Here is a 22,991-nt window from a genome sequence, read left to right as displayed (position 1 = left end):
AAAATCGCTTAACGGCGACCTTCAAGCGGAATGATGTTCTGCACATTCTCGTCCTTGGCGGACAGGAAGCGCTTGATGTTACGAGCAGCCTGACGGATGCGGTGTTCGTTCTCGACCAATGCGATACGAACATACTCATCACCGTGTTCGCCAAAGCCTACGCCCGGCGCAACAGCCACGTCGGCCATTTCAACCAGAAGCTTGGAGAATTCGAGCGAGCCCAGCGCACGGAAACGCTCTGGAATCGGAACCCATGCGAACATGGTTGCCGCTGGTGGCGGCACATCCCAGCCTGCACGGCCAAAGCTGTCGACCAGCACATCGCGACGCTGCTTATAGACATTCCGAACATAAGCAATGTCAGTACCGTCGCCGTTAAGTGCTGCGGTTGCTGCAACCTGAATAGGCGTGAATGCACCATAATCCAGATAGGATTTAACGCGCGTCAGTGCCGCAATCAGGCGTTCATTGCCAACCGCAAAGCCCATGCGCCAGCCCGGCATCGAAAACGTCTTCGACATCGAAGTGAACTCGACAGCAACATCCATCGCACCCGGCACTTCAAGAACCGATGGTGGCGGGTTGTTGTCGTCAAAATAGATTTCCGAATAAGCCAGATCCGACAGAATGATCAGATCGTTCTTGCGTGCGAAATCGACCACATCCTTGTAAAAATCAAGGGTAGCAATATAAGCGGTCGGGTTCGACGGGAAGTTAAGAATAAGCGCGAGTGGCTTTGGAATAGAATGCTTGACCGCACGATCCAGCGCACGAATGAAATCCTCATCCGGCTTTGCAGGAATCGAACGGATCACACCGCCCGACATGATGAAGCCGAACGAATGAATCGGATAGGTTGGATCCGGGCAAAGCACGACATCGCCGGGTGCCGTGATCGCCTGCGCCATATTGGCGAAGCCTTCCTTGGAACCAAGCGTCGCGACGACCTGTGTATCCGGGTTGAGCTTCACACCAAAACGACGCGCATAATATTGTGCCTGCGCACGGCGAAGACCGGGGATGCCCTTCGACGACGAATATCGATGCGCGCGCGGGTCCTGAACAGCTTCGCAAAGCTTGTCGACGATGTTCTTTGGCGTCGGCAGATCAGGATTACCCATTCCGAGATCAATGATGTCGGCTCCGGCCGCTCGCGCCGATGCCTTCAGGCGATTTACCTGCTCAAAGACATAAGGTGGCAAGCGACGGACTTTATGAAATTCTTCCGACATGATCCTGTTCCAGAAGGGAGTTGAATGAAACGGCGCGTATGCGCCGGGTTAGGAGCTATACACCTGTTATCGAATCGGGTCGAGACTTGTTACAGTTCTGCGACGAAGCTTTTATAGAAAGAAAAGCCCGTTATTCCCCGGCTTCGATCTGCTTGAGGGTGGCGTCTGTTTCTTCCTGCGCCTGTTTGCGCAAAGCAGCAGCCTGAGCTGGCGTGAGAGCCGCATTGGAAGAACGTGTGGCCGCGAGACGCGTGCGGTCAGAATCAAGGCCGGACATCATCTGCGCCTTCTCTTCAGGCGTAATCTGTGTAGTCGCAGCTTTTGGCATTCGGCCAAAGGTCGGATAGGTATCGGTGCGCTTGGCACCTTCCTGAGGCGTACCCTGAAACTCAGGCCCACCGGCACAACCCGCGAGAAGCACCACGGCTGTTGCTGCCAGCATGAGATTGGCAAACTTCCGTGTGCTTTTGGTCATATGTCCGGTTCCGATCCTGGTGCTCTGAAGACGCTAGTACATTACTTAGCGCGTCACAGATAGTATAGTGCGGAATGGATAGCACTAACTCGATGCATCATGTCAACAAGTGAGTTGCGATTGGCTTCATTCCGCGGCGACGGATGTATGAATGATAAATAAGTATAACCAAAAATTACAAGCAGTAATATTGTGTTATATCTCTGTAATTGAACGACCTAATAAGCGCTTATGAAACACATAGCACTTTCAATAGTTGCGTTTGGCAGTTAAAAATCCTAAAAATTAGTTACTACTTATCACTGAGTGATTTGTATATTCACGCTTAAATGCGCCTACATATGTGGTGTAATCGCTATAAAGTGCTGAAAATCTTGGTTTATCTACCCCGGTACAAATGACCGGTTTCCGTGAGTAAAATCGCCTTCTTTAAAATTGGCGAGACTCACATGGGGGATTTGATCTCCCGAAACCAGGCGGGCACGGGCTTCCGGTTCGTCAGACTGATAAATCCCGATAAGCTGATCAAACAGCCGGGACGTCGAGCTGGAGCAGACATTGAAATTTGCAGAACCTTCACACCGGAAGACCGGCAGATTGCTGACAAGCAGCGTAGCTTTGCTCGCACTTGTACTCGCATCCTGCACATCGACTGGCAACGGCACTTCGCCTTTACAAATGACGAACAACGCCGATGGTTCCATGATTGCTGACACTCTTCAAAGTGCTGCCGATCAGACAGTTGCCGCCGAAGCAGCGGCAGACGCAGGTAAGGCTGAAACGAAAAAGGCTGATGCAACGACTGAAACGGCGAAAGCCGCTGTCGCCGAAGCAAGGTCAACTGATACAGAACAAAAGCCAGCAACAGCAGCCGCAAACGACGCGCAACCGACCCAAGACGGCTCTATTCAGGTTGCAGCTATCGCACCACAGACGAAATCCACTTCCCTGTTTGGCATGTTTGGCAAAAAGCCAGCTGAGCCGCCTGTAAATTCAACAACGGCGCCCGAAACAACTGAGACTGCAAAACCTGAAGAGACAAAAGAGCAGGCTGCCGCACAGGTAGCTAAGCCTACTGCGGAAGAAGCCAAACAAGCCGAAGCGCCAAAACCTGCCGAATCAGAGAAACCTACTCAAGTGACATCGCTTTTTGGCTCTGCAAAAAATGCCAATGCATATGCAGCGCCCCAGCGCCCCGCCTCAACAGCAAGCCAAGGCAGCATCGCTCGTCTCTTCACCGATGAATCAGCAAACAGCTCTGGTACGTCGCAGAACAAGAAGCTCGCAGTTATAAGGCCAGCCGGAAAATCGAAGCACGAATATAATTACACCCTCCCTGGCGTGCGTCCGAACGGCGGCTTCGAGATCAAGCACCGCAAGAGCATCTATGACGACAGCGATATCGATGCGAACGAATATGACGATTACGCATCCGTTCAGTTAGCATCGGCACCGGGGCTTGCGCGGCTCGCACCAAATGGCCTGAAGGTTCAGCGCGAAACAGTCGATGTTGCCTGCCTTAAGCCTCAGCTTGTCACTATGCTGAAGACCATGGAACGGCACTTCCGCAAACCTGTCATGGTCACTTCCGGCTATCGTAGCCCTTCCTACAACCGCAAGGTCAATGGTGCCCGCAAATCACTTCATATGATTTGTGCAGCAGCCGACATTCAGATCGATGGTGTTTCAAAGCATGAGATCGCCCGCTATGCGCGCAACATGACAGGCCGCGGCGGTGTCGGCACCTATTGCCATACAACCTCAGTCCACGTCGATGTAGGTCCAGAACGCGACTGGAACTGGAGCTGTAAAAAGTAATCACAGCAAATCAAGCCGGACCAAAAGTCCGGCTTTTTTGTTATTTTTCATATAGTTGCCAGATTCCCCACTCCGCTTTTCCAGAAGAAAACGACAATCAGACGAGTTTTTTTTAGAAAAGTTATATTAAGGGCTTGCGAGTCAGGATCTTCCTGAATATAAGCCCACTCACACCAGCAACAGGCGCCCATCGTCTAGCGGTTAGGACAGCGCCCTTTCACGGCGCAGACAGGGGTTCGATTCCCCTTGGGCGTACCACTTGCTGGTTTTTTCTTTTCCAGAACACTATAATCCGCAGCTTGTACGTTGAAGGCCACAAGGGCCGCCAACGCTTTTCGTTGTTCATGTTCTTTTTGCACAAGCCGCCCTATCTCTTTGTTTTCAAAGAATCATACAGAAAGCTCGCCCTCGAAAATTTTCTTTGATTTTTTCTAAAAAAGGACTTGCGCGTCTGAAATTTCCTGCCTATAAGCCGACCCACACCAGCAACAGGCGCCCATCGTCTAGCGGTTAGGACAGCGCCCTTTCACGGCGCAGACAGGGGTTCGATTCCCCTTGGGCGTACCACTTGCTGGTTTTGTTTTTCTCCCGAAAAGTTGATATCTTGGTAAGTGACATAGCTTCGACAGCAATGTTACGCACTGTCCGTAAAACTTGAAAATGGACAGCAAGATTATGGCTAAAACCAAAGCAATCGTACCGACCGCCCATGCCAGTCGCTATTTACAGCAGCTGTGCAAACATTGGGCTCATAAATTCACTGTTGAATTCACACCCGAGCATGGTCGAATCGATCTTGGCGAGAATCGCTTGGTTCTGATGGACGCTAATCCGGAAAATCTCGTCGCAACGGTCGAGGCACCTGAAGAAAGCCTCTCTCAAATGGAAGACGTCGTCGCAAGCCACATCGTGCGCTTTGCGTTCCGCGAAGAACTGGTCTTCAACTGGGTGAAGGAATAGGCGCTTTGGCGCCCGTTCAACCCTCCGATAAATTGCCCGCAAATTGCCCCGAATAGCCATCTTCACATCACATTGCGGGCTAAATCTCACGCAAAATTCTCACCAACACAGAGATGATTTGGTGGTGGTGAAGATGACCAGTGAAACAAGAACAACACTGACACTGCTCAGTGCAGGCCTTATTGCAGCAATGCTTGTGCTCGGCGCAGATATGAGCTGGGCGGACGTCGCCAAGGTACTGTTCTGATACTCCTTCGCACATACTTGCAACAAAGCAATCATGAGCCTACACCGGCTCATGCTTTTCCAAACCTGCCTTGTCACCGGTCGCTTAGAGCGGCGCTATAAAAGGTTTCTCGCCGACGTCACGCTCGACGATGGGCGCTTCATCACCGCATCGGTTCCCAACACTGGTTCCATGCTCGGATTGACTGCTCCCGGCTCCCGCGTCTGGTTGAGCGTCTCAGACGCCCCTCACCGCAAATATCCACATACGTTGCAGATCGTTGAAGCAGACAACACACTGGTCGGCGTCAATACCGGACTCCCAAACAAGATTGCGGAAGAAGCCATTCTTTGCGGCATGATTCCCGATCTTAAAAACTACGGGCTTCTCAAACGCGAACAGAAATATGGCAAAAACTCGCGGATCGACATTCTACTTGATGAAGGTGAGCAACCCCGCGCCTATGTCGAAGTGAAAAATGTCCACTTCATCCGCACACCTTCCCTTGCCGAATTTCCCGATACTGTCACCGCGCGCGGTGCAAAACATCTTGATGAACTTGTTGATGTCGTATCCGCTGGATATCGGGGCGTGATGGTGTTTATTATCCAGCGAAGCGATTGCAACAGATTCAGCATCTCAGGCGATCTTGATCCGGCTTATGCCCGCGCATTTGAACGCGCACGGGCGGCCGGGGTTGAGGCTTGGGCCATTCGATGCCAAATAACAGAAAATGGCATCACCGCTGAAACTCTGGTGCCCATTGAATACTGAGCGCATCCCGAGTTGTTTAAAACAGTTTCCGGGCAGCGCATGAGTAAGAATAAATGATTAGAGCGCCGGTCTGATGAAAACGGATTTTAAAGCGCTTGAGAAAGACGGATCGAAATGGTGACTTATATCGAAGCGACGAGCGCGCCGATGAAATATACTGGGCAGATCAGGCTCTATGGCCCGGATGCCTTTGAAGGTATGCGCAAGGTCTGTAACCTTACCGCTCGTTGCCTTGATGCATTGAATGACATTGTAAAGCCGGGCGTCACGACCAATGAAATCGACCGCTTCGTGTTCGAGTTCGGCATGGATAATGGCGCCTTCCCGGCGACACTTAATTATCGCGGCTATACAAAATCGACCTGTACCTCAATCAATCACGTCGTTTGCCACGGCATTCCGGACGATAAGCCTCTCCGTGAAGGCGACATCGTCAACATCGACGTAACCTATCTGCTCGATGGCTGGCACGGCGATTCCAGCCGCATGTATTCGGTAGGTGAAATCAAGCGTGCGGCAGAGCGTCTGCTGGAAGTCACCTATGAGAGCCTGCTGCGCGGCATTGCTGCGGTAAAACCCGGTGCAAAAACCGGCGCAATTGGAGCAGCCATCCAGACCTATGCCGAAGGCGAGCGCTGCTCTGTAGTGCGCGATTTTTGCGGCCACGGCGTTGGTCAGCTTTTCCATGATGCACCGAACATTCTGCATTATGGCACTGTCAACGAAGGCGTCGAAATCAAGGAAGGCATGATCTTCACGATCGAGCCAATGATCAATCTGGGCAAGCCGGGCGTGAAAGTGCTGTCGGATGGTTGGACGGCAGTTACACGCGACCGTTCGCTGACGGCACAATACGAACACACTGTCGGCGTTACTAAAGATGGCTGTGAAATATTCACACTGTCACCAAAGAATGTTTTTGGCCCGCCATCCATGCGGTAAGCGTAATTCAATATTGTCTGTCTGTTTCTGCGGGGGTTTAAACAGAATGGCACCGAAAGATAAAAAAACGGGGAGTTTAGACCTCCCCGGATTCAATGAAGGTATTCAGATCGGCCTGCGGCTCGAAAAGCCGCACCATTTGGGCCACCGTGACAGGCTTCGCCAGCGCTTCAAGGCGGCATCAGATGCGCTCGCGGACTATGAATTGCTCGAACTTCTTCTGTTCCGCGTTATTCCGCGGGCCGACACCAAACCGATCGCAAAGTCTTTGCTTACCCGTTTTGGCTCTCTCGCCGAAGTTCTTGGTGCACCCGAAAAACTTATTGCCGAAACACCGGGCGTTGGCCCTTCCATAGCGCTTGAACTCAAAATAGTTGAGGCAATAGCCAAACGTTCCGCACGTAGCATGGTGATGGAGCGCGAAGTGTTAGGCTCATGGAGCCAAGTAATCGCATACTGCACGACCGCAATGGCCTATGAAACGCGAGAGCAGTTCCGCGTGCTTTTCCTAGACAAGAAAAATCGCCTCATCGCAGACGAAGTGCAGCAACAGGGAACGGTCGATCACACGCCAGTCTATCCGCGCGAGGTCGTACGACGAGCACTGGAGCTTTCTGCAACCGCGATAATCGTCGTTCACAATCATCCGTCTGGCGATCCAACCCCATCGCGGGCTGACATCGACATGACGAAACTTCTGATCGATGCGGCCAAAGCTTTGAGTATCTCGGTCCACGACCACATCATTATCGGCAAGCACGGCCATATTAGTATGCGAGGCCTGAAACTGATTTAGAGCGCATCTCTAAAAATGCGAAGCGGCTTTCGGAAAAAGATGCGCGTAGAAACAAATGAACAGTACATTTCCAATAACTCAATCAAAACTGGAAATGCTCTATTCTCGGACCTGTGAATGGTTACCATTCATTAAGCATAGGAACGGAAACGCGGGCTTACCTCTACAAATTAGCTCGAATTTTCTTAAATTTAGACACAATCACAAGCGACGAAGCGAATAGTTCAAGGGGCTTCAAATCCGCCCCTGTCATAAGAGTTAAAGTATATTTCTCGTCAGCGTTTTCGGCGGGAAAACTGGAGTAAAAAATGTTGAAGCGTTCTTACATCGCCGCGGCGTTCGGTGCCGCAATCGTTGCCTTTGCTGGCCCGTCCTTTGCTGCTGACATGATGGGCGGCGCGGATTACACCTACAACGAGCCGATTGCATCCGGTCCTCATGACTGGTCGGGCAACTACGTCGGCGCACAGATCGGCGCTTCGTCGTCCCGCGTTCCTGGCCCATTCACGAACCGTACTGGCTTCCTTGGTGGCGCGGTTGTCGGCAAAAATATGCAGAGCGGTAACGTTGTCTTCGGTGGTGAGCTCGAGGGTAACTTTGCAGAAGCTGAACATCGTATCGGCAATGGCGGCAGCCTCCAGCAGTCTTGGAATGCAAATGCCAAGGGCAAAGTCGGCTATGCTTTCGACAAAACATTGGTTTACGGCACTGCTGGCTATGGCGTAACGAAGTTCAAGGCCAAGGATGCAACCACGTCCGCTCCAGGCTGGGAAGGCGGAGCACTGATCGGCGCAGGCGTTGAACAGGCACTTTCTGGTCCAATCTCCATCAAGGCTGAATATGACTTCCAGCGCTTCAACGATGTGAAGTCGAAGGTAAATGGCGTTAGCCAGACGAACAACTTGAAGAATCATTCGATCAAGGCCGGTGTAAACTACCGCTTTTGATTCTTGACGAAGGACACTTCAGTCCAATTTCGCATAAGCTCATTCTGCTTTTGCACAAAAGGCTGCGCTTACCGGCGCAGCCTTTTCTTTTGCACAATTTCTCAGGCTGGAAAGGTTGCAGCGGCTATCGTGCAACCCCTCATGCCACTTGACTTCGCTAGCTCCCAACTTCTTATATATCAACGGTTCGAGTGGGGCGCTCATCACCAGTAATTCTCAAGTGAATTCCGGCAGCGTTGAATCCCTATTGGGAACCGGCTTTCAATTGGGTGGCGAGACATATCTTCGCCGTTCAGCTAGGAATGGAAAATGCAGCGCGTTTTTGACGGACATAATGATGTCCTTCTGCGTCTTTGGGAAAACCAGCGCAATGGTGGCGACCCAATCAAGGAATTCATCGACGGCACGTCGATTGGCCACATAGATCGCCCCCGCTCACTCAAGGGCGGTCTGGCTGGCGGTATCTGCGCCATCTACATCCCATCTGGCCACCATATCAAACTGGGTAAGCCAGATCAGAACGGACATTACGAAACGCCGCTTTCGCCTCCACTGGAACGCGCCCCATCGCTTGACATCGCTCTTGAATTTGCTTCGCTGGCACTCCGCCTCGAAGAAGCTGGTGGCTGGAAACTTTGCCGCAACGGCAAAGAATTAGACGAGGCACTGACGAGCGACACATTCGCGGCAGTTCTTCATATGGAAGGCTGCGAAGCCATTGACGCCGATCTGGCAGCACTAGACGTCTTTTACGCCGCAGGACTGCGCTCGCTCGGCCCGGTCTGGAGCCGAAACAATATTTTCGCGCATGGCGTACCCTTTGCATTCCCTATGAGCCCTGACACAGGTCCCGGCCTGACAGAAGCCGGTGAACGTTTGGTCAAGGAATGCAATCGCAAAGGCATCCTCATCGACCTCGCGCACATCACCGAAAAAGGATTTTGGGATGTGGCAAAGCTGAGCGATCAGCCACTTATTGCCAGCCATTCCAATGCACATACTCTCACCCCTGTCGCACGCAATCTGACAGATCGTCAGCTTGATGCGATCCGTGACAGTAAAGGGCTTGCCGGTCTCAACTACGCAACCACCATGCTGCGCAGCGATGGCATCGAGAATGCAAATACACCGCTTTCAGATATGGTACGCCACGTTGATTACATGGTTGAGCGCATGGGCATCGATTGCGTGGCGCTCGGTTCTGACTACGACGGCGCAACCATTCCAAACGAAATCGGTGATGCAGCAGGTACGCAAAATCTCGTCACGGCGCTGCGGGAAGCAGGTTATAGTGAAGATGAACTCGCGAAGCTTTGCCGCGACAACTGGATAAGAGTGCTTAAACAGGCTTGGCACGAAGCAGCCTGATCGCTCGATAACAAAATCCCAAAACAAAATGACAGAAAGGGAACTAAAATGATGCATTTCGGACGTTTTCGTATTCTTGCAGCCGGTGCAGCTCTTGCTGCAGTTATGGCTGCAAATCCGGCATTGTCGGCAACGCCGGCCGATACACTCGTTCAGGCTTGGGCTATCGATGACACCATCACGCTTGATCCGGCTGAATCCTTCGAACTTTCGCCAGCCGAATTCATCGGCAACGCCTATGACATGCTGGTTCGGCTCGACATCAACGACACATCGAAAGTTGTGCCGGGCGTGGCAGAAAGCTGGACCATTTCTGATGACGGCCTCACCTACACGTTCAAGATGAAGCCGGGCATCAAGTTTGCTTCCGGCAACCCGCTGACTGCAAAGGACGTGGCTTACTCGTTCGAACGCGCTGTTCGTCTCGACAAGAGCCCGGCGTTCATTCTGACCCAGTTCGGTCTCAATGGTGAAAACGTCACGGAAAATGCCAAGGCGGTTGACGACACCACCTTCGTTCTGAAGGTCGACAAGGCTTATGCTCCAAGCTTCGTGCTGAACTGCCTCACCGCTACCATTGGCGCGGTTGTAGATCAGAAGCTGCTTGAAGAGCATTCTGTAAAGGTCACTCCGACTGACGATTATAAGTACGAAACCGACTATGCCGCAGCATGGCTCAAGACTGGCTATGCAGGTTCGGGTCCATTCAAGATCCGTGACTGGCGCGCCAATGAAGTTGTCGTTCTGGAACGCAACGACAATTACTATGGCGAAAAGCCAAAGCTCGCCCGCGTGTTTTATCGTCACGTCAAGGAAAGCGCCACGCAGCGTCTGATGCTTGAATCGGGTGACGTCGATGTCGCGCGCAATCTTGAGCCAGGCGATCTGGAAGCCGTTCAGAAAAACAAGGATCTGGCCGTCGCCAGTGCTCCAAAGGGTACCGTTTATTACATCTCGCTCAACCAGAAGAATCCGAATCTGGCGAAGCCAGAAGTTCGCGAAGCCTTCAAATATCTGGTTGATTACGACGCAATCGGCGCAACCTTGATCAAGGGCATCGGCGAAGTTCGTCAGACCTATCAGGCAAAGGGTGTTCTCGGCGCTCTCGACGCTGCCCCATACAAGCTCGACGTTGAAAAGGCTAAAGAACTGCTCGAAAAGGCTGGTCTCAAGGACGGTCTATCGATCACCTTCGACGTTCGCAACACACAGCCTGTGACCGGCATTGCCGAATCCTTCCAGCAGTCCGCTGCCAAGGCTGGCGTCAAGATCGAGATCATTCCGGGCGATGGCAAGCAGACGCTGACCAAGTATCGCGCACGTAACCACGATCTTTACATCGGCCAGTGGGGCATGGACTATTGGGATCCAAACTCCAATGCTGAAGCCTTCACGTCCAACCCGGACAATGGCGACGATGCTTCCAACAAGACGCTCGCATGGCGTAATGCATGGGACATTCCTGCACTGACCGAGGAAACAAAGGCTGCACTTCTGGAACGCGACAACGACAAGCGCGCCGCAATCTATCAGAAGCTTCAGCAGGAAGCTCTTGATCAGAGCCCATTCGTGATGCTGTTCCAGCAGACCGAAGTTGCCGGCGTTCGTGGCGATGTGAAGGGCTACAAGCTCGGCCCGACATTCGACTCGAACTTCCTCGCACCGATCAGCAAAGACTGATCTGAAGAACGGTCAGACAATTGAGCACGACAACAACTGTAACTAAAAAGAGGGGCGCCCGACGGCGCTCCTCTTCCATCGCTAAAGCGATTGCCAGCTTTCTGGTCATCGTTATAACCACTTATCTCGGCCTTTTGGCCGTCACGTTTTTCATCGGCCGCGTTGTGCCGATTGATCCAGTTCTCGCCATTGTCGGCGACCGCGCACCCGCACATGTGGTCGAGCGCGTGCGTCAGGAGATGGGCTTCAACCTCCCCTATTACCAGCAGTTCTACCTTTATGTGAAAGGTGTCCTGCAAGGCGATTTCGGCACATCGGTACTAACCACAAATCCGGTCATGACTGATATTCGCCGCGTATTCCCAGCAACTATGGAACTCGCAACCATCGGAACCATCATCGGTGCCCTGCTCGGAATTCCGCTCGGTGTTCTCGCAGCTGTCAAGCGCGGCAGCATCATCGACCAGATCGTACGCGTGATCGGCCTTGTCGGCTATTCTGTGCCGATCTTCTGGCTCGGAATGCTCGCACTTCTGATTTTCTATGCGCGCCTCGGCTGGACGTCTGGCCCCGGACGCATCGATATCACGTTCGAATATACCTTCACGCCAATCACTGGCTTTTACCTTGTCGACGCCATCATCCAGCGCGATTGGGAAGCACTGCGCAACATCGTTTCGCATCTCATTCTGCCGTCGGCTCTGCTAGGCTATTTCAGCTTGGCCTATATCAGCCGCATGACGCGTTCCTTCATGCTCAACGAGCTTGAACAGGAATATATCGTTGCAGCGCGCGCGAAAGGTATTTCGGAAACCCGCATCATATGGGGCCATGCTCTTCGCAATGCCGCTGTGCCACTCGTGACGGTGATTGCGCTTTCCTATGCAGGTTTGCTTGAAGGTTCAGTTTTGACCGAAACGATCTTCTCGTGGCCAGGTCTTGGTCTTTACATCACCAACTCGCTTCAAAATGCTGACATGAATGCCGTCCTCGGTGGTACAATTATCATTGGGTCGGTCTTTATCGCGCTCAACCTCGTATCCGATCTGCTGTATCGGCTTCTCGATCCAAGGACGCGCGCACGATGAGCCAAATGACAGAAACATCCAATCTTTCGTGGCGCGACTGGCTGCTCTCCGAGCGCCCGCAATCGCGTATGCAGGCACGCCTCGGCCGTTCTTACATGGTCTGGCGCCGCTTTACGGCCAATAAACTGGCCGTTCTCGGCCTGCTCATCATCATTGCATTGCTGCTCGTTGCAGCCTTCGCCAATGTACTGGCACCGCATTCGCCTTATAGTGGCGACTTGGCCAATGCTCGTCTGCTGCCTCCGGGCACACCGGGCTATCTGCTCGGCACCGATGATCAGGGACGTGATATTCTCTCACGCCTAATCTACGGCTCACGCCTGACACTTTACGTCGTCTTGCTGGTTGCGGTCATTGCTGCACCTATCGGCCTTCTCGTCGGTACAGTTGCCGGTTACGCCGGTGGCTGGGTCGATGCAGTTCTCATGCGCATCACCGATATTTTCCTTGCTTTCCCGAAGCTCATTCTGGCACTCGCCTTTGTCGCTGCTTTGGGACCTGGCATTGAAAACGCCATTATCGCGATCGCGATCACCTCATGGCCGCCTTACGCGCGTATTGCACGCGCTGAAACCCTGACCATTCGCAACTCGGATTATATTTCCGCCGTGCGTCTGATGGGCGCGTCACCTTTCCGCATCATTCTGCGCCATGTGATGCCGCTCTGCACATCTTCGCTGATTGTACGAGTAACGCTTGATATGGCTGGCATCATTCTGACGGCAGCGGGCCTCGGCTTCCTTGGCCTTGGTGCTCAGCCACCATTGCCTGAATGGGGCGCAATGATTGCTTCTGGCCGTCGCTTCATTCTCGACCAGTGGTGGGTGGCAGCAATGCCGGGTATTGCGATTCTCGTCGTCAGCCTTGGCTTCAACTTCCTTGGCGATGGCCTGCGTGATGCACTCGATCCGCGGGGTAACAACCAATGAAGCCACTTCTGACAGTTGAAGACCTCCGCGTCACCTTCCCTACCCGCACAGGCGCGATTGAAGCAGTACGTGGCGTAAGCTTTACGCTTGGTCGCGAGCGTCTCGGGATCGTTGGTGAATCCGGGTCCGGCAAATCGCAGACCGGACGCGCGATCATGGGGCTTACCCCACCACACGCGAAGATCACCGCCAAGAAGCTTGAATTTGACGGCATCGATCTTCTCAATGCGTCACCTCGTGAACGTCGCGCCTTGCGCGGCGGCCGGGTTGCCATGGTGTTGCAGGACCCGAAATATTCGCTCAATCCTGTCATGACTATCGGCAAGCAAATCGCGGAAACGCTGAAAGCACATGGCAAGTTTTCGAGTTCGGAAATCCGCACTCGTTCAATTGCCATGCTGGAAGCCGTACAGATCAGAGATGCTGAACGCGTGATGAAACTCTATCCGCACGAAGTTTCGGGCGGCATGGGACAGCGCGTCATGATCGCTATGATGCTGGTCGCGGAACCGGAAATGCTGATCGCAGATGAGCCAACCTCTGCACTTGATGTGACAGTTCAGCTCGAAGTGCTTGGCATTCTCGACAAGCTCGTGGCAGAGCGCGGCATGGGCCTCATCTTCGTGAGCCACGATTTGCGTCTCGTATCGTCCTTCTGCGACCGCGTCATCGTCATGTATGCTGGTAAGATCGTTGAGGAACTTGCGGCAAGTGATCTTGCAAATGCGAAACACCCTTATACGCAAGGATTGCTGAACTGCATGCCCAAACTCGGAGCTGACCGCCATCCGCTACCTACCTTGCAGCGTGAGGAGGCATGGCGTCTATGAGCACCGCACCAGCTCTCAGCGTCGACAAGATCGACGTATTTTTCGACGAATTCCACGCACTCAAATCGGTCAGCATCGATGTCGCACGCGGGGAATCTTATGGACTGGTGGGCGAGTCCGGCTCCGGTAAATCCACGCTTCTGCGTGCAGTAGCCGGGCTTGCACCTGTCGACGACGGTGAAATCCGTATTGACGGAAAGCCACTTAAGACACCGCGCGACAAAGCGTTCTACCGCAATGTTCAGATGGTGTTTCAGGACCCTTACGGCTCTCTGCATCCACGTCAGACGGTCGATCGCCTGCTGCTTGAACCGCTTGCAGTGCATGGCATAGGTGATACAGAAAAGCGCATCGTTCGCGCGCTTGATGAAGTGGGCCTAGGTTCGGGCTTCCGTTTCCGCTATCCACACCAGCTTTCGGGCGGTCAGCGTCAGCGTATCGCCATTGCACGCGCACTCATCATCGAGCCAAGTATTTTGCTTCTCGACGAACCTACCTCTGCGCTCGATGCCTCCGTACAGGCTGAGGTGCTCAACCTGCTCGAACAAGTGCGGCGCGACCGCAAGCTGACCTTCGTTATGGTCAGCCACGATCTCGCAGTCGTTACGCATATGTGTGATCGGTTGGCGGTGATGCGCAACGGTGAAGTTGTCGAGCAGCTTGAAGCCGGGGATCTTGTCAGCGGCAATATCAATGCTGACTATACAAAGAACCTGATGACGGCCAGTGAAGGCTTCAGGCGCTAAAAACAAGGGGACCAAAAGGTCCCCTTTTTCAATAGCCATTCTGAAAAGCGTGAAACGCACGTCGGATAAAACCGGCTTACAGCAGTTCCAATTAAGAATGAATCGTTGGAAACGCTGTAAATCAATGCACGGTTGGTACTTTAGTCGTCTGCACCGCGGCGTGCACTGTCGCCATCCAGACCACGGCGCCAATAGGCAACGATCAGCTGCTTATCCTTTGGAATATTCCGCTCTTTACGCATATAGGTGCGGATGGACCTGAATGCATTGAATTCGCATCCCGCCCACACATAGATGCTCTCTTCGCCTTCGGGCAGTTCAACTGCGCGTACGGCATCCTGCAGAAGCGTCGTGGTTCCAGCTTCAGCACCTTTGCGGTGTAGCCACTGCAGATCAACGTCAGCACGCGATTGAATGGCCTGTTCTTCCGCATCACTGTCGATTTCAATGCGTACGACAGCTTTGGCACCTTCTGGAAGACGCTCCAGAATCCGTCCGATTGCCGGCAGAGCCGTTTCATCACCCGCCAGCAGATACCAGTTCGCATCAGCGGCAGCATCACCACCCCCAGGCCCTGTCATGCCAACAATATCGCCCGGCTTGGCGCTTATAGCCCAACCGGAACCCGGCGCATCGCAATCGTCACCATGAACAACCATATCGATATCAACCCAGCCAGCTTGAGCATCAATCTGGCGGATCGTGTAAACACGGGTAGCGAGCTTGGCTTCGCCTTCCGGCCAGACGGGGCGACCGTCTTCACCGGACACAGGCCATTGCGGCGTAGCGAGACCTTTTGGTGGGAACAACAGACGGATATGCAGACCCGTATGGGCAAAGCGCGCAAGTTCGTTTCCCTTCAGGCGGACACGGCGCATGTGCGGCGTAACATTGCTGACGGCAACTACCTGCATTTCGCGGAAGTAAGGCAGTGGCAGACCTGCTGCACCGTCACCTTCCCAGATGATCCGAGGCTTTGGGCTGCCCTTTTCAAGAAATTCCATCACATGTTCAACGATGGAGTATTTCATATAGGCTAGGCCAGTTTCGTCGCGGCTTTTCACATCGACCGATACTGCGTCCTTGTCCCACTGAACATCAGCCTGTCCGAAGCTTAACACAAGTCGCGCACTGTTTTCCTGCCGCTCTACATCAGCATGTTCGACAAAATGATCAAGAACCTGATCAAGAATACGAGATGGATTATTGACGATGAAACGTGTGCTGGCGTTCAGGCTCAATTCGGACATGCCTGTTCTCCTCATCATGGAATGTGAGCCAGCCATACCCGAATTTAACATGAGGGTTCAAGTCATCATTTAACTTTAACGCCGCAATAAATCGTGACGGGCAGTGCCTGACGCCATGCATCAAAGGAACCAAGCGCCCCTGCTTGCGCAACCTGCAACCGGGTCAGTTCACCGCCATATCGCTGCTGCCAGTTGAAAAGCTGCATTTCGCTTTGCAATGTAACAGCATTGGCAACCAAGCGCCCGCCGGGCTTTAGGGCTTTCCAGCAAGCTTCGATCACGCCCGCATCTGTAACACCACCACCAATGAAAATCGCATCCGGTGCTTCGAGGCCACTCAACGCTTCAGGCGCGTCGCCTTTCACAAGCTGCAGACCGGGCACGCCCAGAGCACGCGTGTTGCGCTCAATGATCGCTTGCCGCGTTTCATCGGCTTCGATTGCGATAGCCCGACAAGAAGGATGAACACGCATCCATTCAATGCCAATCGAGCCACAACCAGCACCTACATCCCATAAAAGCTCATGCGGCAGCGGCTGCAACCGCGACAGTGTCACTGCACGTATATCGCGCTTTGTCAGCTGCCCGTCATTCTCAAAAGCATGGTCTGGCAATCCGCTGACAGGCGAAAACACAGCCGCATCTGGCTCCGCGATGCAGTCAATTGCCAAAACATTGAGATCGGCACAGTTTTCATGTGACCAGCCATCAGCACTGCCAATGATAGATTTTTCCTTTGTCCCGCCGAGATGCTCAAGAACTGTCAAACGGCTTTGGCCAAAGCCTTTGGCCTTTAGAAGTGCTGCAGCTTTCGCAGGCGTCGTACCATCATTGCTCAATACGAGGGTCTTCTCGCCCGGCAGGATATGCGGTGCCAGCAGTTCAAACGGACGACCATGCACGCTGACTATGCGTACTTCTTGCAGAGGCCACGCCATACGGCTTGCGGCCAGCGACAATGACGATGGAAACGGGATGATCTGCATATCTTGTTTCGAGAAATGACGGCTCAGCGATGCACCCATGCCAAAGAACATCGGATCACCGCTAGCCAGCACCACAACTTGCCTGCCGCGTTGGGCTTCAATCATTGGAAATGCATTATCGAACGGTGACGGCCATGAAATCTGCTCGGCTTCAACGTCAGGATTGAGCAAGGCCAGATGCCGCTTGCCGCCGAAAATCACATCAGCACGGTTGAGTACGTCGCGAGCGTTCCTTCCAAGACCCGCCAGCCCGTCCTCACCAATACCGATAACCGTCAGCCAGCAGCTCATAAGCATTGCTCCTTTTCTTTGTTCGTATGGCGGTGCAGTAGCAAGTGCAAGCGCGAAGGCGTATAAGGCCAATATGTTGAGCAAGCCAAAAAACCAGACCATTGCTATCAGACCCGACCGGCGTAGCGCCTGTCCGGGACTTTCGCGCATGGTGATGAGCAAGGATGGCGCAATCGCCCGCATCAAGCTCCGGCTCGGAAGGCTCAGCGTGGCACAGGCTCAAGCCATCGCAGATATCGCCGAACGATTTGAAACGGGCGCGATTGAATTGTCGATTCGCTCCAACATTCAGCTTCGCGGCATTCATCCCGACGTCTGGCCGAATGTAATTAGTGCACTTTATGAGGCCGGGCTTGGTGCGGAAAACGCGGCGGCTGATGATGTTCGCAATGTCATGGTAAGCCCGACTGCTGGTATTGATCATCGTCAGATCAGCGATGTGACTAGCCTCGCCGCCAAACTGCTTTCCGTTTTGCAGGAAAACGAGACCTATCACGCGCTGTCGCCCAAATTTTCGCTCCAGATCGACGGTGGCGAAGATTGCGCTATGGTTTCGCATCCCGGCGATATCTGGCTCTCAGCAATTGAAGGTGGCAAGGCCTATGCTTTTGGACTGGCTTCCTCGCCTGACAAACAGGCGCTTGGCACAATTTCAAACGACCATGCCCTGCCTTTTATCGAAGCTCTGCTACAGCATTTCCTTAGCACGAGCCAAAAAGGTATTGCGCGCATGAAACACCTCTTCGAGGTGATGCCAGTCGCAGAGTTTCTGCAAACACTTCCATTTGCATTTGATGCACCAGCAAGCTGGCAGCGCAAAGCACCCATCGCTCACGCCCATCTTGGCTTACATCGCCAGCTCGACGGCAACTTCTATGTCGGTGCCATGCCGCTGCTTGGTCGCCTGACACCGCAGCAACTGCGTGGACTTGCCAGCCTTGCACAAAACGAACTGCGCCTCACCCCATGGCAAGGTATTCTCATCCCGCATATTGCGGAAGCTGAAGGCAAGAGCATCATCAGCCAGCTACATGCCCTTGGCTTTTCCACCGATCCTGCTTCGCCTGCCGCCCGCCTTCGTTCTTGTTCCGGTTCCAAAGGCTGCGCCTCAGCGCTTGCAGATACACAGGCAGACAGTGAAAAGCTTGCACGTAAGCTACAAAGCGATACCTCACATATTCACATCACGGGCTGCGCCAAATCCTGCGCCGCACTTTCTCCCTTGCCGCACACGCTTCTCGCCCGCTTCCCAATGCATTACGACCTATTTTTGCAAGACAAAGCTGGACCAGCACGCTTCGGGCGGCTATTGGCGTCAAACATCACCATTGATGAGGCAGCAAAGCTGCTGAACAAATAGCAAAAGCGGACGCCATGACAGATTACATCCGCGACGGGCAGGCAATTTATGACCGCTCCTTCGCCATCATCCGCGCCGAGGCCGACCTGAGCCGCATACCTGCGGATCTCGAAAAGCTCGCCGTGCGCGTGGCTCACGCATCTGGCATGGTCGATATCGTTGAAGACATCGTCTTCTCAGATGGCGCAGGACAGGCCGGACGTGATGCTTTGCTCAATGGCGCGCCGATCCTCTGCGATGCGCGCATGGTTGCAGAAGGCATTACCCGTTCGCGACTGCCAGCCAATAATGATGTTATCTGCACACTGAACGATCCATCGGTTCCGGAGCTGGCGAAAAAGATCGGCAACACACGCTCTGCCGCAGCCCTCGACCTTTGGCTTCCACACCTTGAAGGCAGCATCGTTGCCATCGGCAACGCACCAACCGCCCTCTTCCGCCTGTTTGAAATGCTGGATAATGGCGCGCCCAAACCTGCGCTTATCATCGGTATGCCGGTCGGCTTTGTGGGTGCTGCAGAATCCAAGGACGAGCTGGCTGAGAACAGCCGTGGTGTCCCTTTCGTCATTGTGCGCGGACGTCGTGGCGGTAGCGCAATGACCGCAGCTGCCGTTAATGCACTTGCTTCGGAGCGCGAATAATGGCCCTCAAAGGCAAGCTCTATGGTCTGGGTGTCGGCCCCGGCGACCCCGAACTCATCACACTCAAAGCGCTTCGACTGCTCAAATCCGCTCCTGTGGTCGCCTACCACGCAGCCAAGGGCAAAAAGGGCAATGCACTGACTATTGTCGAAACCTACCTGTCTTCAGAACAGACGTTGGTTCCGCTCATCTATCCGGTAACAACGGAAAAACTGCCCGCACATATGGATTATGAGCAGATCGTCAGCGATTTCTATGCTGAGATCACCACGACGATTGCAAGTCATCTTGATGCAGGCCGCGATGTGGCCGTGATCGCGGAAGGTGATCCGTTCTTCTATGGCTCGTTCATGTATATCCATGACCGACTGGCCGAAAAATACGAAACGGAAGTCGTGCCTGGCGTTTGCTCTGTTCTGGGAGCTGCTGCCGTGCTCGGCGCACCCCTGGTCTACCGCAACCAGACCCTGTCGATTCTTTCAGGCGTCATGAGCGCAGAAGAACTCAAAACACGTATCGCTGGCACTGAGGCCGCAGCCATCATGAAACTCGGCAAAAATCTCGACAAGGTGCGTGATGTGCTGAACGAGCTTGGGCTGATGGATCGTGCCCTCTATATCGAGCGTGCAACCATGCAAAACCAGCGTATTGCGCCATTGATCGAGGTAAGTGGTAGCGATTGCCCTTATTTCTCGATTATTCTCGTTCCGGGCAGCAAATGGAACGGCACATGAAGCCTGCAATTCTGATCTTGAGTGAAGCTGCAATTTCCACCGCGCGGAAAGTGCAATCATCACTTGGAAATGCGGAAGTGCTGGGACTGGAAAACCGCGTTCAAAGCGCCGACAAAAGCTTTGCTCATTTTGGCGACGCTATACGCGCACTTTATGAAGAAGCTCGACCTGTGATCGCTTTGTGCGCTTCAGGCATCATCATCCGCGCCCTTGCACCGCTTCTGCAAAACAAACGCATCGAACCACCAGTTCTGGCCGTTGCAGAAGATGGCAGCGCAGTCGTGCCATTGCTTGGCGGTCTGTCGGGCGTCAACGATCTGGCGCGAACAATCGCTCATGCACTGGAAGTCGCGCCCGCGATCACCACGACTGGCGAGTTACGCTTTGGCATTAACCTGCTTCATCCTCTGGCAGAACTGACACTCGCCAATCCGGACAACGCCAAGACTTTCATGTCAGACCTGCTGGCAGGTCAAACATTACAAATCAATGGCAATTCTCGCTGGCTCACGGCATCAAAGCTGCCGCTTGCCGACGATGGGCAACTCACAATCAGCATCACGCCCGAAAGTCGCACGCCACAGGCAAATGAGCTGATCTATCATCCGAGAACAATTGCCATCGCTATCGAAAAGCCGACCGAAGAACTGACAAGCCTCATCGGGAAAGCCTTTGACGATGCCGGCCTGTCTATAGACTCACTTGCTTTGCTTCTGGCTCACGAGAAAGATTGCGCATCACCGCACATTCATCAGGCATCAAAAGCACTGAAAGCGCCATTGCGCTTTGTTGCAGGTGATGCCGATCTTTCAGCCGCCTCGGTCGAAAACCCTGTTCGACACATAGCGACTGAAAACCTAAAGCTGGCTGTTGCATCAGCACCTGCCGATGTTCTTTTTATCGGTCGCAAGCGGGGCAAGCTCACGGTTATTGGACTTGGCCCCGGTACCCGTGATCTAATGACCCCAGCAGTGCAGCGTGATCTTGAACAGGCCGAAGACGTACTCGGCTATGAAACCTATGTTCGCATGGCAGGACCCTTCCGCGACGATCAGATCATTCACATGACCGACAATCGCGAAGAAATGCAGCGCGCACGCCATGCATTTGAACTTGCAGCTTCAGGCCGCGACGTCGTGATGGTGTCGTCCGGCGATCCGGGCGTATTTGCAATGGCTGCAGCGGTTGTTGAGGCACTGCATGAATCATCTGATGTGGCGTGGCACGGCGTTGAATTGGTTATCCAGCCCGGTATTTCGGCGGCGATGGCAGCGGCGTCCCGCATCGGTGCACCGCTTGGGCACGATTTCTGCATCATCTCGCTTTCGGACAATCTCAAGCCCTGGGATGTGATCGAGAAGCGTCTCGCACTGGCAGCTCAAGCCGATCTCGCCATGGCTTTCTATAATCCGATTTCCAAAGCCCGCCCGCATCAGCTTGGTCGAGCGCTGGAAATCCTCCGGCAGTATCGCGATGCTGAAACGCCAGTCGTGCTTGGTCGCGACATTGGCAGGCCTGCGGAAACAACTCGCGTTGTTTCGCTCGGGCAACTCAGACCTGACGATGTCGACATGCGAACTGTGGTGATTGTCGGCTCATCGCACACTGCCCGCTTTCCACGCGCGGAAGGCGGAGAGTGGGTTTACACGCCGCGCTGGTATGGCGAAAAGACCAAATAAATGAAAAACAAAAAGGCAGGGAAATCCCTGCCTTTTTAGTAAGCTATGAAGTTTTATTGAATCACTTCTTCTTCGACTTTTTCGGCGCAGGTGCAGCCGATGCAGCCTGAGCAGCAGCAGCTTCAGCTGCAATCTGGTCGGCGCTCTTTGGTGACGTATCGACAACCGAACGAACCGAGCCATTTGCAGAAACCTGACAAACTGCAGTGCGCAGGTCGACCTTCAGGTCAACATCCGTACCACCACCGGCGCCCGGACGCGAATTAACTGCGCTGATCACGCGTTCAGGCAAGAAATACTTATTGGCAGCAGCAGTGATGCAAGGCTGTGCCAAAGATGAATCGACCGTCGACGTTGGAATGAAACGTGGCAGCGAAACAGTCGAAGCTGTTACTGGCGCTTCAGACTTGCCTGGAACCGTCGCATTCTGCGTAGTTGTTGTACAAGCGGCAGCCAAAGGAGCCAGCATGGCAATAACAAACAAACGGGCTCCGTTGCGGGTGCGTCCGTACATGATCAACCTCTTACGATCTGCTGATTAGGTAAAATTTTAACTGAGATAACTATTCGCTTTTGACAGATTGTCGAGTGGCAGGAAGGCCACAATGCCGGTTTTTCGTTGAGCATCCCCAACGACGTCATCATTGTTTCGTGAATATCCAGTTCAACATCTCGCGCCAGTCGCTCATTCTGATCGGCGTTCCATGATTGCCGCTTTCAAAACGACGGAACTGAACGGGATAACCGGGCGAGCGCTTGCGGATTTCTCGATAGAAGCCTTCCTGCTTATCGATTGCGAAAACCGGATCGCGACTGCCATGGCCGAAAAACACCGGCACACGCTTTTTGAAAGCCGGCGATTTGAAAAAGCCCTCATCCCACAGCGAACCTAAAAGGATCAGGCCTGAGAGCTGATTGCCCGCATTATCATTCGATGCGATACGCCAGCAAAGCGCCCCACCCTGCGATCCACAAGCCAGTATGAGCGGTGCAGATGGTGAAGTCGCTTTCGCCGCTTCGATGAGTCCTGCAACTTGCGCTTCGCCCGTTGCCGCAAAATCCTTGAAGTCCGGCGTCAGATAAAGTCCGCCATTTGTCGCCGCAAGGTTCTTCACGCGGTTGAAATTGCCGCCAAAGGTAAAATCATTCATGCCTTGCAGACGATTACCGCCGCGCCCGTGCAGATAAATGACGATAAACGATGCACCGCTCTGCTTTCCGGCAGCCATGACCTTTACC

22 protein-coding genes and 2 tRNA genes are annotated in these 22,991 nt (G+C 53.5%); 18 read left to right on the top strand and 6 right to left on the bottom strand.

The genetic code is table 11. The annotated features are described in order from the left end of the window. Positions 1-8: 8 nt before the first annotated feature. Both RT142_RS09205 and RT142_RS09200 read right to left on the bottom strand, forming a co-directional pair. Entirely contained in the window at positions 9-1,232 is a 1,224-nt protein-coding gene (locus tag RT142_RS09205) for an LL-diaminopimelate aminotransferase (protein WP_007875500.1), read from the bottom strand. A gap of 130 nt (positions 1,233-1,362) precedes the next feature. Then, positions 1,363-1,707 (bottom strand): hypothetical protein, encoded by a 345-nt coding sequence (locus RT142_RS09200; protein WP_105518659.1) that lies wholly within the window; start codon positions 1,705-1,707, stop codon positions 1,363-1,365. 558 nt (positions 1,708-2,265) lie between these two features. Between RT142_RS09200 and RT142_RS09195 the strand changes: the two genes are divergently transcribed. The 14 genes from RT142_RS09195 (at position 2,266) to RT142_RS09130 (ending at position 14,811) form a co-directional block, all read left to right on the top strand. After that, positions 2,266-3,525 (top strand): D-Ala-D-Ala carboxypeptidase family metallohydrolase, encoded by a 1,260-nt coding sequence (locus RT142_RS09195; protein WP_105518660.1) that lies wholly within the window; start codon positions 2,266-2,268, stop codon positions 3,523-3,525. 183 nt (positions 3,526-3,708) lie between these two features. Next, a tRNA-Glu gene (locus RT142_RS09190) sits at positions 3,709-3,783 on the top strand. A 234-nt stretch (positions 3,784-4,017) separates the two neighbouring features. Next, positions 4,018-4,092: transfer RNA gene (locus RT142_RS09185), tRNA-Glu, on the top strand. A 108-nt stretch (positions 4,093-4,200) separates the two neighbouring features. Beyond that, positions 4,201-4,485, top strand: coding sequence for a DUF2218 domain-containing protein (locus RT142_RS09180; protein ID WP_007875507.1), 285 nt, complete (start codon positions 4,201-4,203; stop codon positions 4,483-4,485). A 298-nt stretch (positions 4,486-4,783) separates the two neighbouring features. Beyond that, positions 4,784-5,485, top strand: a complete 702-nt coding sequence (sfsA, locus tag RT142_RS09175) for a DNA/RNA nuclease SfsA (protein ID WP_313028398.1) — start codon at positions 4,784-4,786, stop codon at positions 5,483-5,485. Positions 5,486-5,599: 114 nt separating this feature from the next. Beyond that, a complete protein-coding gene (map, locus tag RT142_RS09170; RefSeq protein WP_105518661.1) occupies positions 5,600-6,427 on the top strand; it encodes a type I methionyl aminopeptidase in 828 nt (275 codons plus the stop codon). Between the two features lie 46 nt (positions 6,428-6,473). Further along, positions 6,474-7,223 (top strand): RadC family protein, encoded by a 750-nt coding sequence (gene radC / locus RT142_RS09165; protein WP_079212003.1) that lies wholly within the window; start codon positions 6,474-6,476, stop codon positions 7,221-7,223. Between the two features lie 308 nt (positions 7,224-7,531). Continuing rightward, positions 7,532-8,170, top strand: coding sequence for an outer membrane protein (locus RT142_RS09160; RefSeq protein ID WP_007875519.1), 639 nt, complete (start codon positions 7,532-7,534; stop codon positions 8,168-8,170). 309 nt (positions 8,171-8,479) lie between these two features. Next, the gene (locus tag RT142_RS09155; RefSeq protein ID WP_079212004.1) at positions 8,480-9,538 is read left to right on the top strand and encodes a dipeptidase; all 1,059 of its coding nucleotides are present in this window, start codon (positions 8,480-8,482) and stop codon (positions 9,536-9,538) included. A gap of 48 nt (positions 9,539-9,586) precedes the next feature. Continuing rightward, the gene (locus RT142_RS09150; RefSeq protein WP_112805807.1) at positions 9,587-11,218 is read left to right on the top strand and encodes an ABC transporter substrate-binding protein; all 1,632 of its coding nucleotides are present in this window, start codon (positions 9,587-9,589) and stop codon (positions 11,216-11,218) included. Between the two features lie 20 nt (positions 11,219-11,238). Further along, entirely contained in the window at positions 11,239-12,306 is a 1,068-nt protein-coding gene (locus tag RT142_RS09145; RefSeq protein ID WP_007875525.1) for an ABC transporter permease, read from the top strand. Next, on the top strand, positions 12,303-13,235 hold the full coding sequence (locus tag RT142_RS09140) for an ABC transporter permease (RefSeq protein ID WP_312470047.1): 933 nt from the start codon (positions 12,303-12,305) through the stop codon (positions 13,233-13,235). The genes RT142_RS09145 and RT142_RS09140 overlap by 4 nt, the downstream gene beginning before the upstream one ends. Then, a complete protein-coding gene (locus tag RT142_RS09135; RefSeq protein ID WP_007875530.1) occupies positions 13,232-14,065 on the top strand; it encodes an ABC transporter ATP-binding protein in 834 nt (277 codons plus the stop codon). Before RT142_RS09140 ends, RT142_RS09135 begins: the two co-directional genes overlap by 4 nt. After that, positions 14,062-14,811 carry an ABC transporter ATP-binding protein gene (locus RT142_RS09130; protein WP_113498093.1) on the top strand — a complete coding sequence of 250 codons (750 nt, stop codon included), beginning with the start codon at positions 14,062-14,064 and terminating at the stop codon, positions 14,809-14,811. Before RT142_RS09135 ends, RT142_RS09130 begins: the two co-directional genes overlap by 4 nt. A 140-nt stretch (positions 14,812-14,951) precedes the next feature. Here the strand turns inward: RT142_RS09130 and RT142_RS09125 are convergent, their stop codons facing one another. Together RT142_RS09125 and cbiE are read right to left on the bottom strand one after the other, a co-directional pair. Beyond that, on the bottom strand, positions 14,952-16,061 hold the full coding sequence (locus RT142_RS09125; protein WP_313028392.1) for a siderophore-interacting protein: 1,110 nt from the start codon (positions 16,059-16,061) through the stop codon (positions 14,952-14,954). Positions 16,062-16,126: 65 nt separating this feature from the next. Beyond that, positions 16,127-17,338, bottom strand: a complete 1,212-nt coding sequence (gene cbiE, locus RT142_RS09120) for a precorrin-6y C5,15-methyltransferase (decarboxylating) subunit CbiE (protein WP_313028391.1) — start codon at positions 17,336-17,338, stop codon at positions 16,127-16,129. Positions 17,339-17,411: 73 nt separating this feature from the next. On the opposite strand from cbiE, the gene cobG reads away from it, so the two are divergent. The 4 genes from cobG to cobJ are packed head-to-tail and all read left to right on the top strand — an operon-like array spanning position 17,412 to position 21,752. Further along, the gene (gene cobG / locus RT142_RS09115; protein WP_313028390.1) at positions 17,412-18,698 is read left to right on the top strand and encodes a precorrin-3B synthase; all 1,287 of its coding nucleotides are present in this window, start codon (positions 17,412-17,414) and stop codon (positions 18,696-18,698) included. A 14-nt stretch (positions 18,699-18,712) separates the two neighbouring features. After that, entirely contained in the window at positions 18,713-19,339 is a 627-nt protein-coding gene (locus RT142_RS09110) for a precorrin-8X methylmutase (protein WP_112805799.1), read from the top strand. Continuing rightward, positions 19,339-20,073 (top strand): precorrin-2 C(20)-methyltransferase, encoded by a 735-nt coding sequence (locus tag RT142_RS09105; RefSeq protein WP_313028388.1) that lies wholly within the window; start codon positions 19,339-19,341, stop codon positions 20,071-20,073. The genes RT142_RS09110 and RT142_RS09105 overlap by 1 nt, the downstream gene beginning before the upstream one ends. Further along, complete coding sequence (gene cobJ / locus RT142_RS09100; RefSeq protein WP_181152448.1) at positions 20,070-21,752, top strand: precorrin-3B C(17)-methyltransferase; 1,683 nt, start codon at positions 20,070-20,072, stop codon at positions 21,750-21,752. The genes RT142_RS09105 and cobJ overlap by 4 nt, the downstream gene beginning before the upstream one ends. Before the next feature lie 61 nt (positions 21,753-21,813). On the opposite strand, the gene RT142_RS09095 is transcribed toward cobJ, so the two are convergent. Both RT142_RS09095 and RT142_RS09090 read right to left on the bottom strand, forming a co-directional pair. Further along, positions 21,814-22,266, bottom strand: coding sequence for a hypothetical protein (locus tag RT142_RS09095; RefSeq protein WP_007875549.1), 453 nt, complete (start codon positions 22,264-22,266; stop codon positions 21,814-21,816). 127 nt (positions 22,267-22,393) lie between these two features. Next, a partial coding sequence (locus tag RT142_RS09090) for an alpha/beta hydrolase (protein ID WP_313028386.1) occupies positions 22,394-22,991 on the bottom strand: 598 nt, incomplete at its 5' end.

This window comes from Brucella sp. (assembly GCF_032066345.1).
Classification (GTDB): Bacteria; Pseudomonadota; Alphaproteobacteria; order Rhizobiales; family Rhizobiaceae; genus Brucella; species Brucella pseudogrignonensis.
Note: the sequence above shows the minus strand (reverse complement) of the source record. Positions and strands in the feature narration are given on the sequence as shown.

What these genes read in the sequence shown, in the direction of transcription:
- RT142_RS09205 (WP_007875500.1), bottom strand. Translation starts at nt 1,232, where the DNA reads ATGTCGGAAGAATTTCATAAAGTCCGTCGCTTGCCACCTTATGTCTTT.
- RT142_RS09200 (WP_105518659.1), bottom strand. Translation starts at nt 1,707, where the DNA reads ATGACCAAAAGCACACGGAAGTTTGCCAATCTCATGCTGGCAGCAACA.
- RT142_RS09180 (WP_007875507.1), top strand. Translation starts at nt 4,201, where the DNA reads ATGGCTAAAACCAAAGCAATCGTACCGACCGCCCATGCCAGTCGCTAT.
- sfsA (WP_313028398.1), top strand. Translation starts at nt 4,784, where the DNA reads ATGCTTTTCCAAACCTGCCTTGTCACCGGTCGCTTAGAGCGGCGCTAT.
- map (WP_105518661.1), top strand. Translation starts at nt 5,600, where the DNA reads ATGGTGACTTATATCGAAGCGACGAGCGCGCCGATGAAATATACTGGG.
- radC (WP_079212003.1), top strand. Translation starts at nt 6,474, where the DNA reads ATGGCACCGAAAGATAAAAAAACGGGGAGTTTAGACCTCCCCGGATTC.
- RT142_RS09160 (WP_007875519.1), top strand. Translation starts at nt 7,532, where the DNA reads ATGTTGAAGCGTTCTTACATCGCCGCGGCGTTCGGTGCCGCAATCGTT.
- RT142_RS09155 (WP_079212004.1), top strand. Translation starts at nt 8,480, where the DNA reads ATGCAGCGCGTTTTTGACGGACATAATGATGTCCTTCTGCGTCTTTGG.
- RT142_RS09150 (WP_112805807.1), top strand. Translation starts at nt 9,587, where the DNA reads ATGATGCATTTCGGACGTTTTCGTATTCTTGCAGCCGGTGCAGCTCTT.
- RT142_RS09140 (WP_312470047.1), top strand. Translation starts at nt 12,303, where the DNA reads ATGAGCCAAATGACAGAAACATCCAATCTTTCGTGGCGCGACTGGCTG.
- RT142_RS09135 (WP_007875530.1), top strand. Translation starts at nt 13,232, where the DNA reads ATGAAGCCACTTCTGACAGTTGAAGACCTCCGCGTCACCTTCCCTACC.
- RT142_RS09130 (WP_113498093.1), top strand. Translation starts at nt 14,062, where the DNA reads ATGAGCACCGCACCAGCTCTCAGCGTCGACAAGATCGACGTATTTTTC.
- RT142_RS09125 (WP_313028392.1), bottom strand. Translation starts at nt 16,061, where the DNA reads ATGTCCGAATTGAGCCTGAACGCCAGCACACGTTTCATCGTCAATAAT.
- cbiE (WP_313028391.1), bottom strand. Translation starts at nt 17,338, where the DNA reads ATGAGCTGCTGGCTGACGGTTATCGGTATTGGTGAGGACGGGCTGGCG.
- cobG (WP_313028390.1), top strand. Translation starts at nt 17,412, where the DNA reads ATGTTGAGCAAGCCAAAAAACCAGACCATTGCTATCAGACCCGACCGG.
- RT142_RS09110 (WP_112805799.1), top strand. Translation starts at nt 18,713, where the DNA reads ATGACAGATTACATCCGCGACGGGCAGGCAATTTATGACCGCTCCTTC.
- RT142_RS09105 (WP_313028388.1), top strand. Translation starts at nt 19,339, where the DNA reads ATGGCCCTCAAAGGCAAGCTCTATGGTCTGGGTGTCGGCCCCGGCGAC.
- cobJ (WP_181152448.1), top strand. Translation starts at nt 20,070, where the DNA reads ATGAAGCCTGCAATTCTGATCTTGAGTGAAGCTGCAATTTCCACCGCG.
- RT142_RS09095 (WP_007875549.1), bottom strand. Translation starts at nt 22,266, where the DNA reads ATGTACGGACGCACCCGCAACGGAGCCCGTTTGTTTGTTATTGCCATG.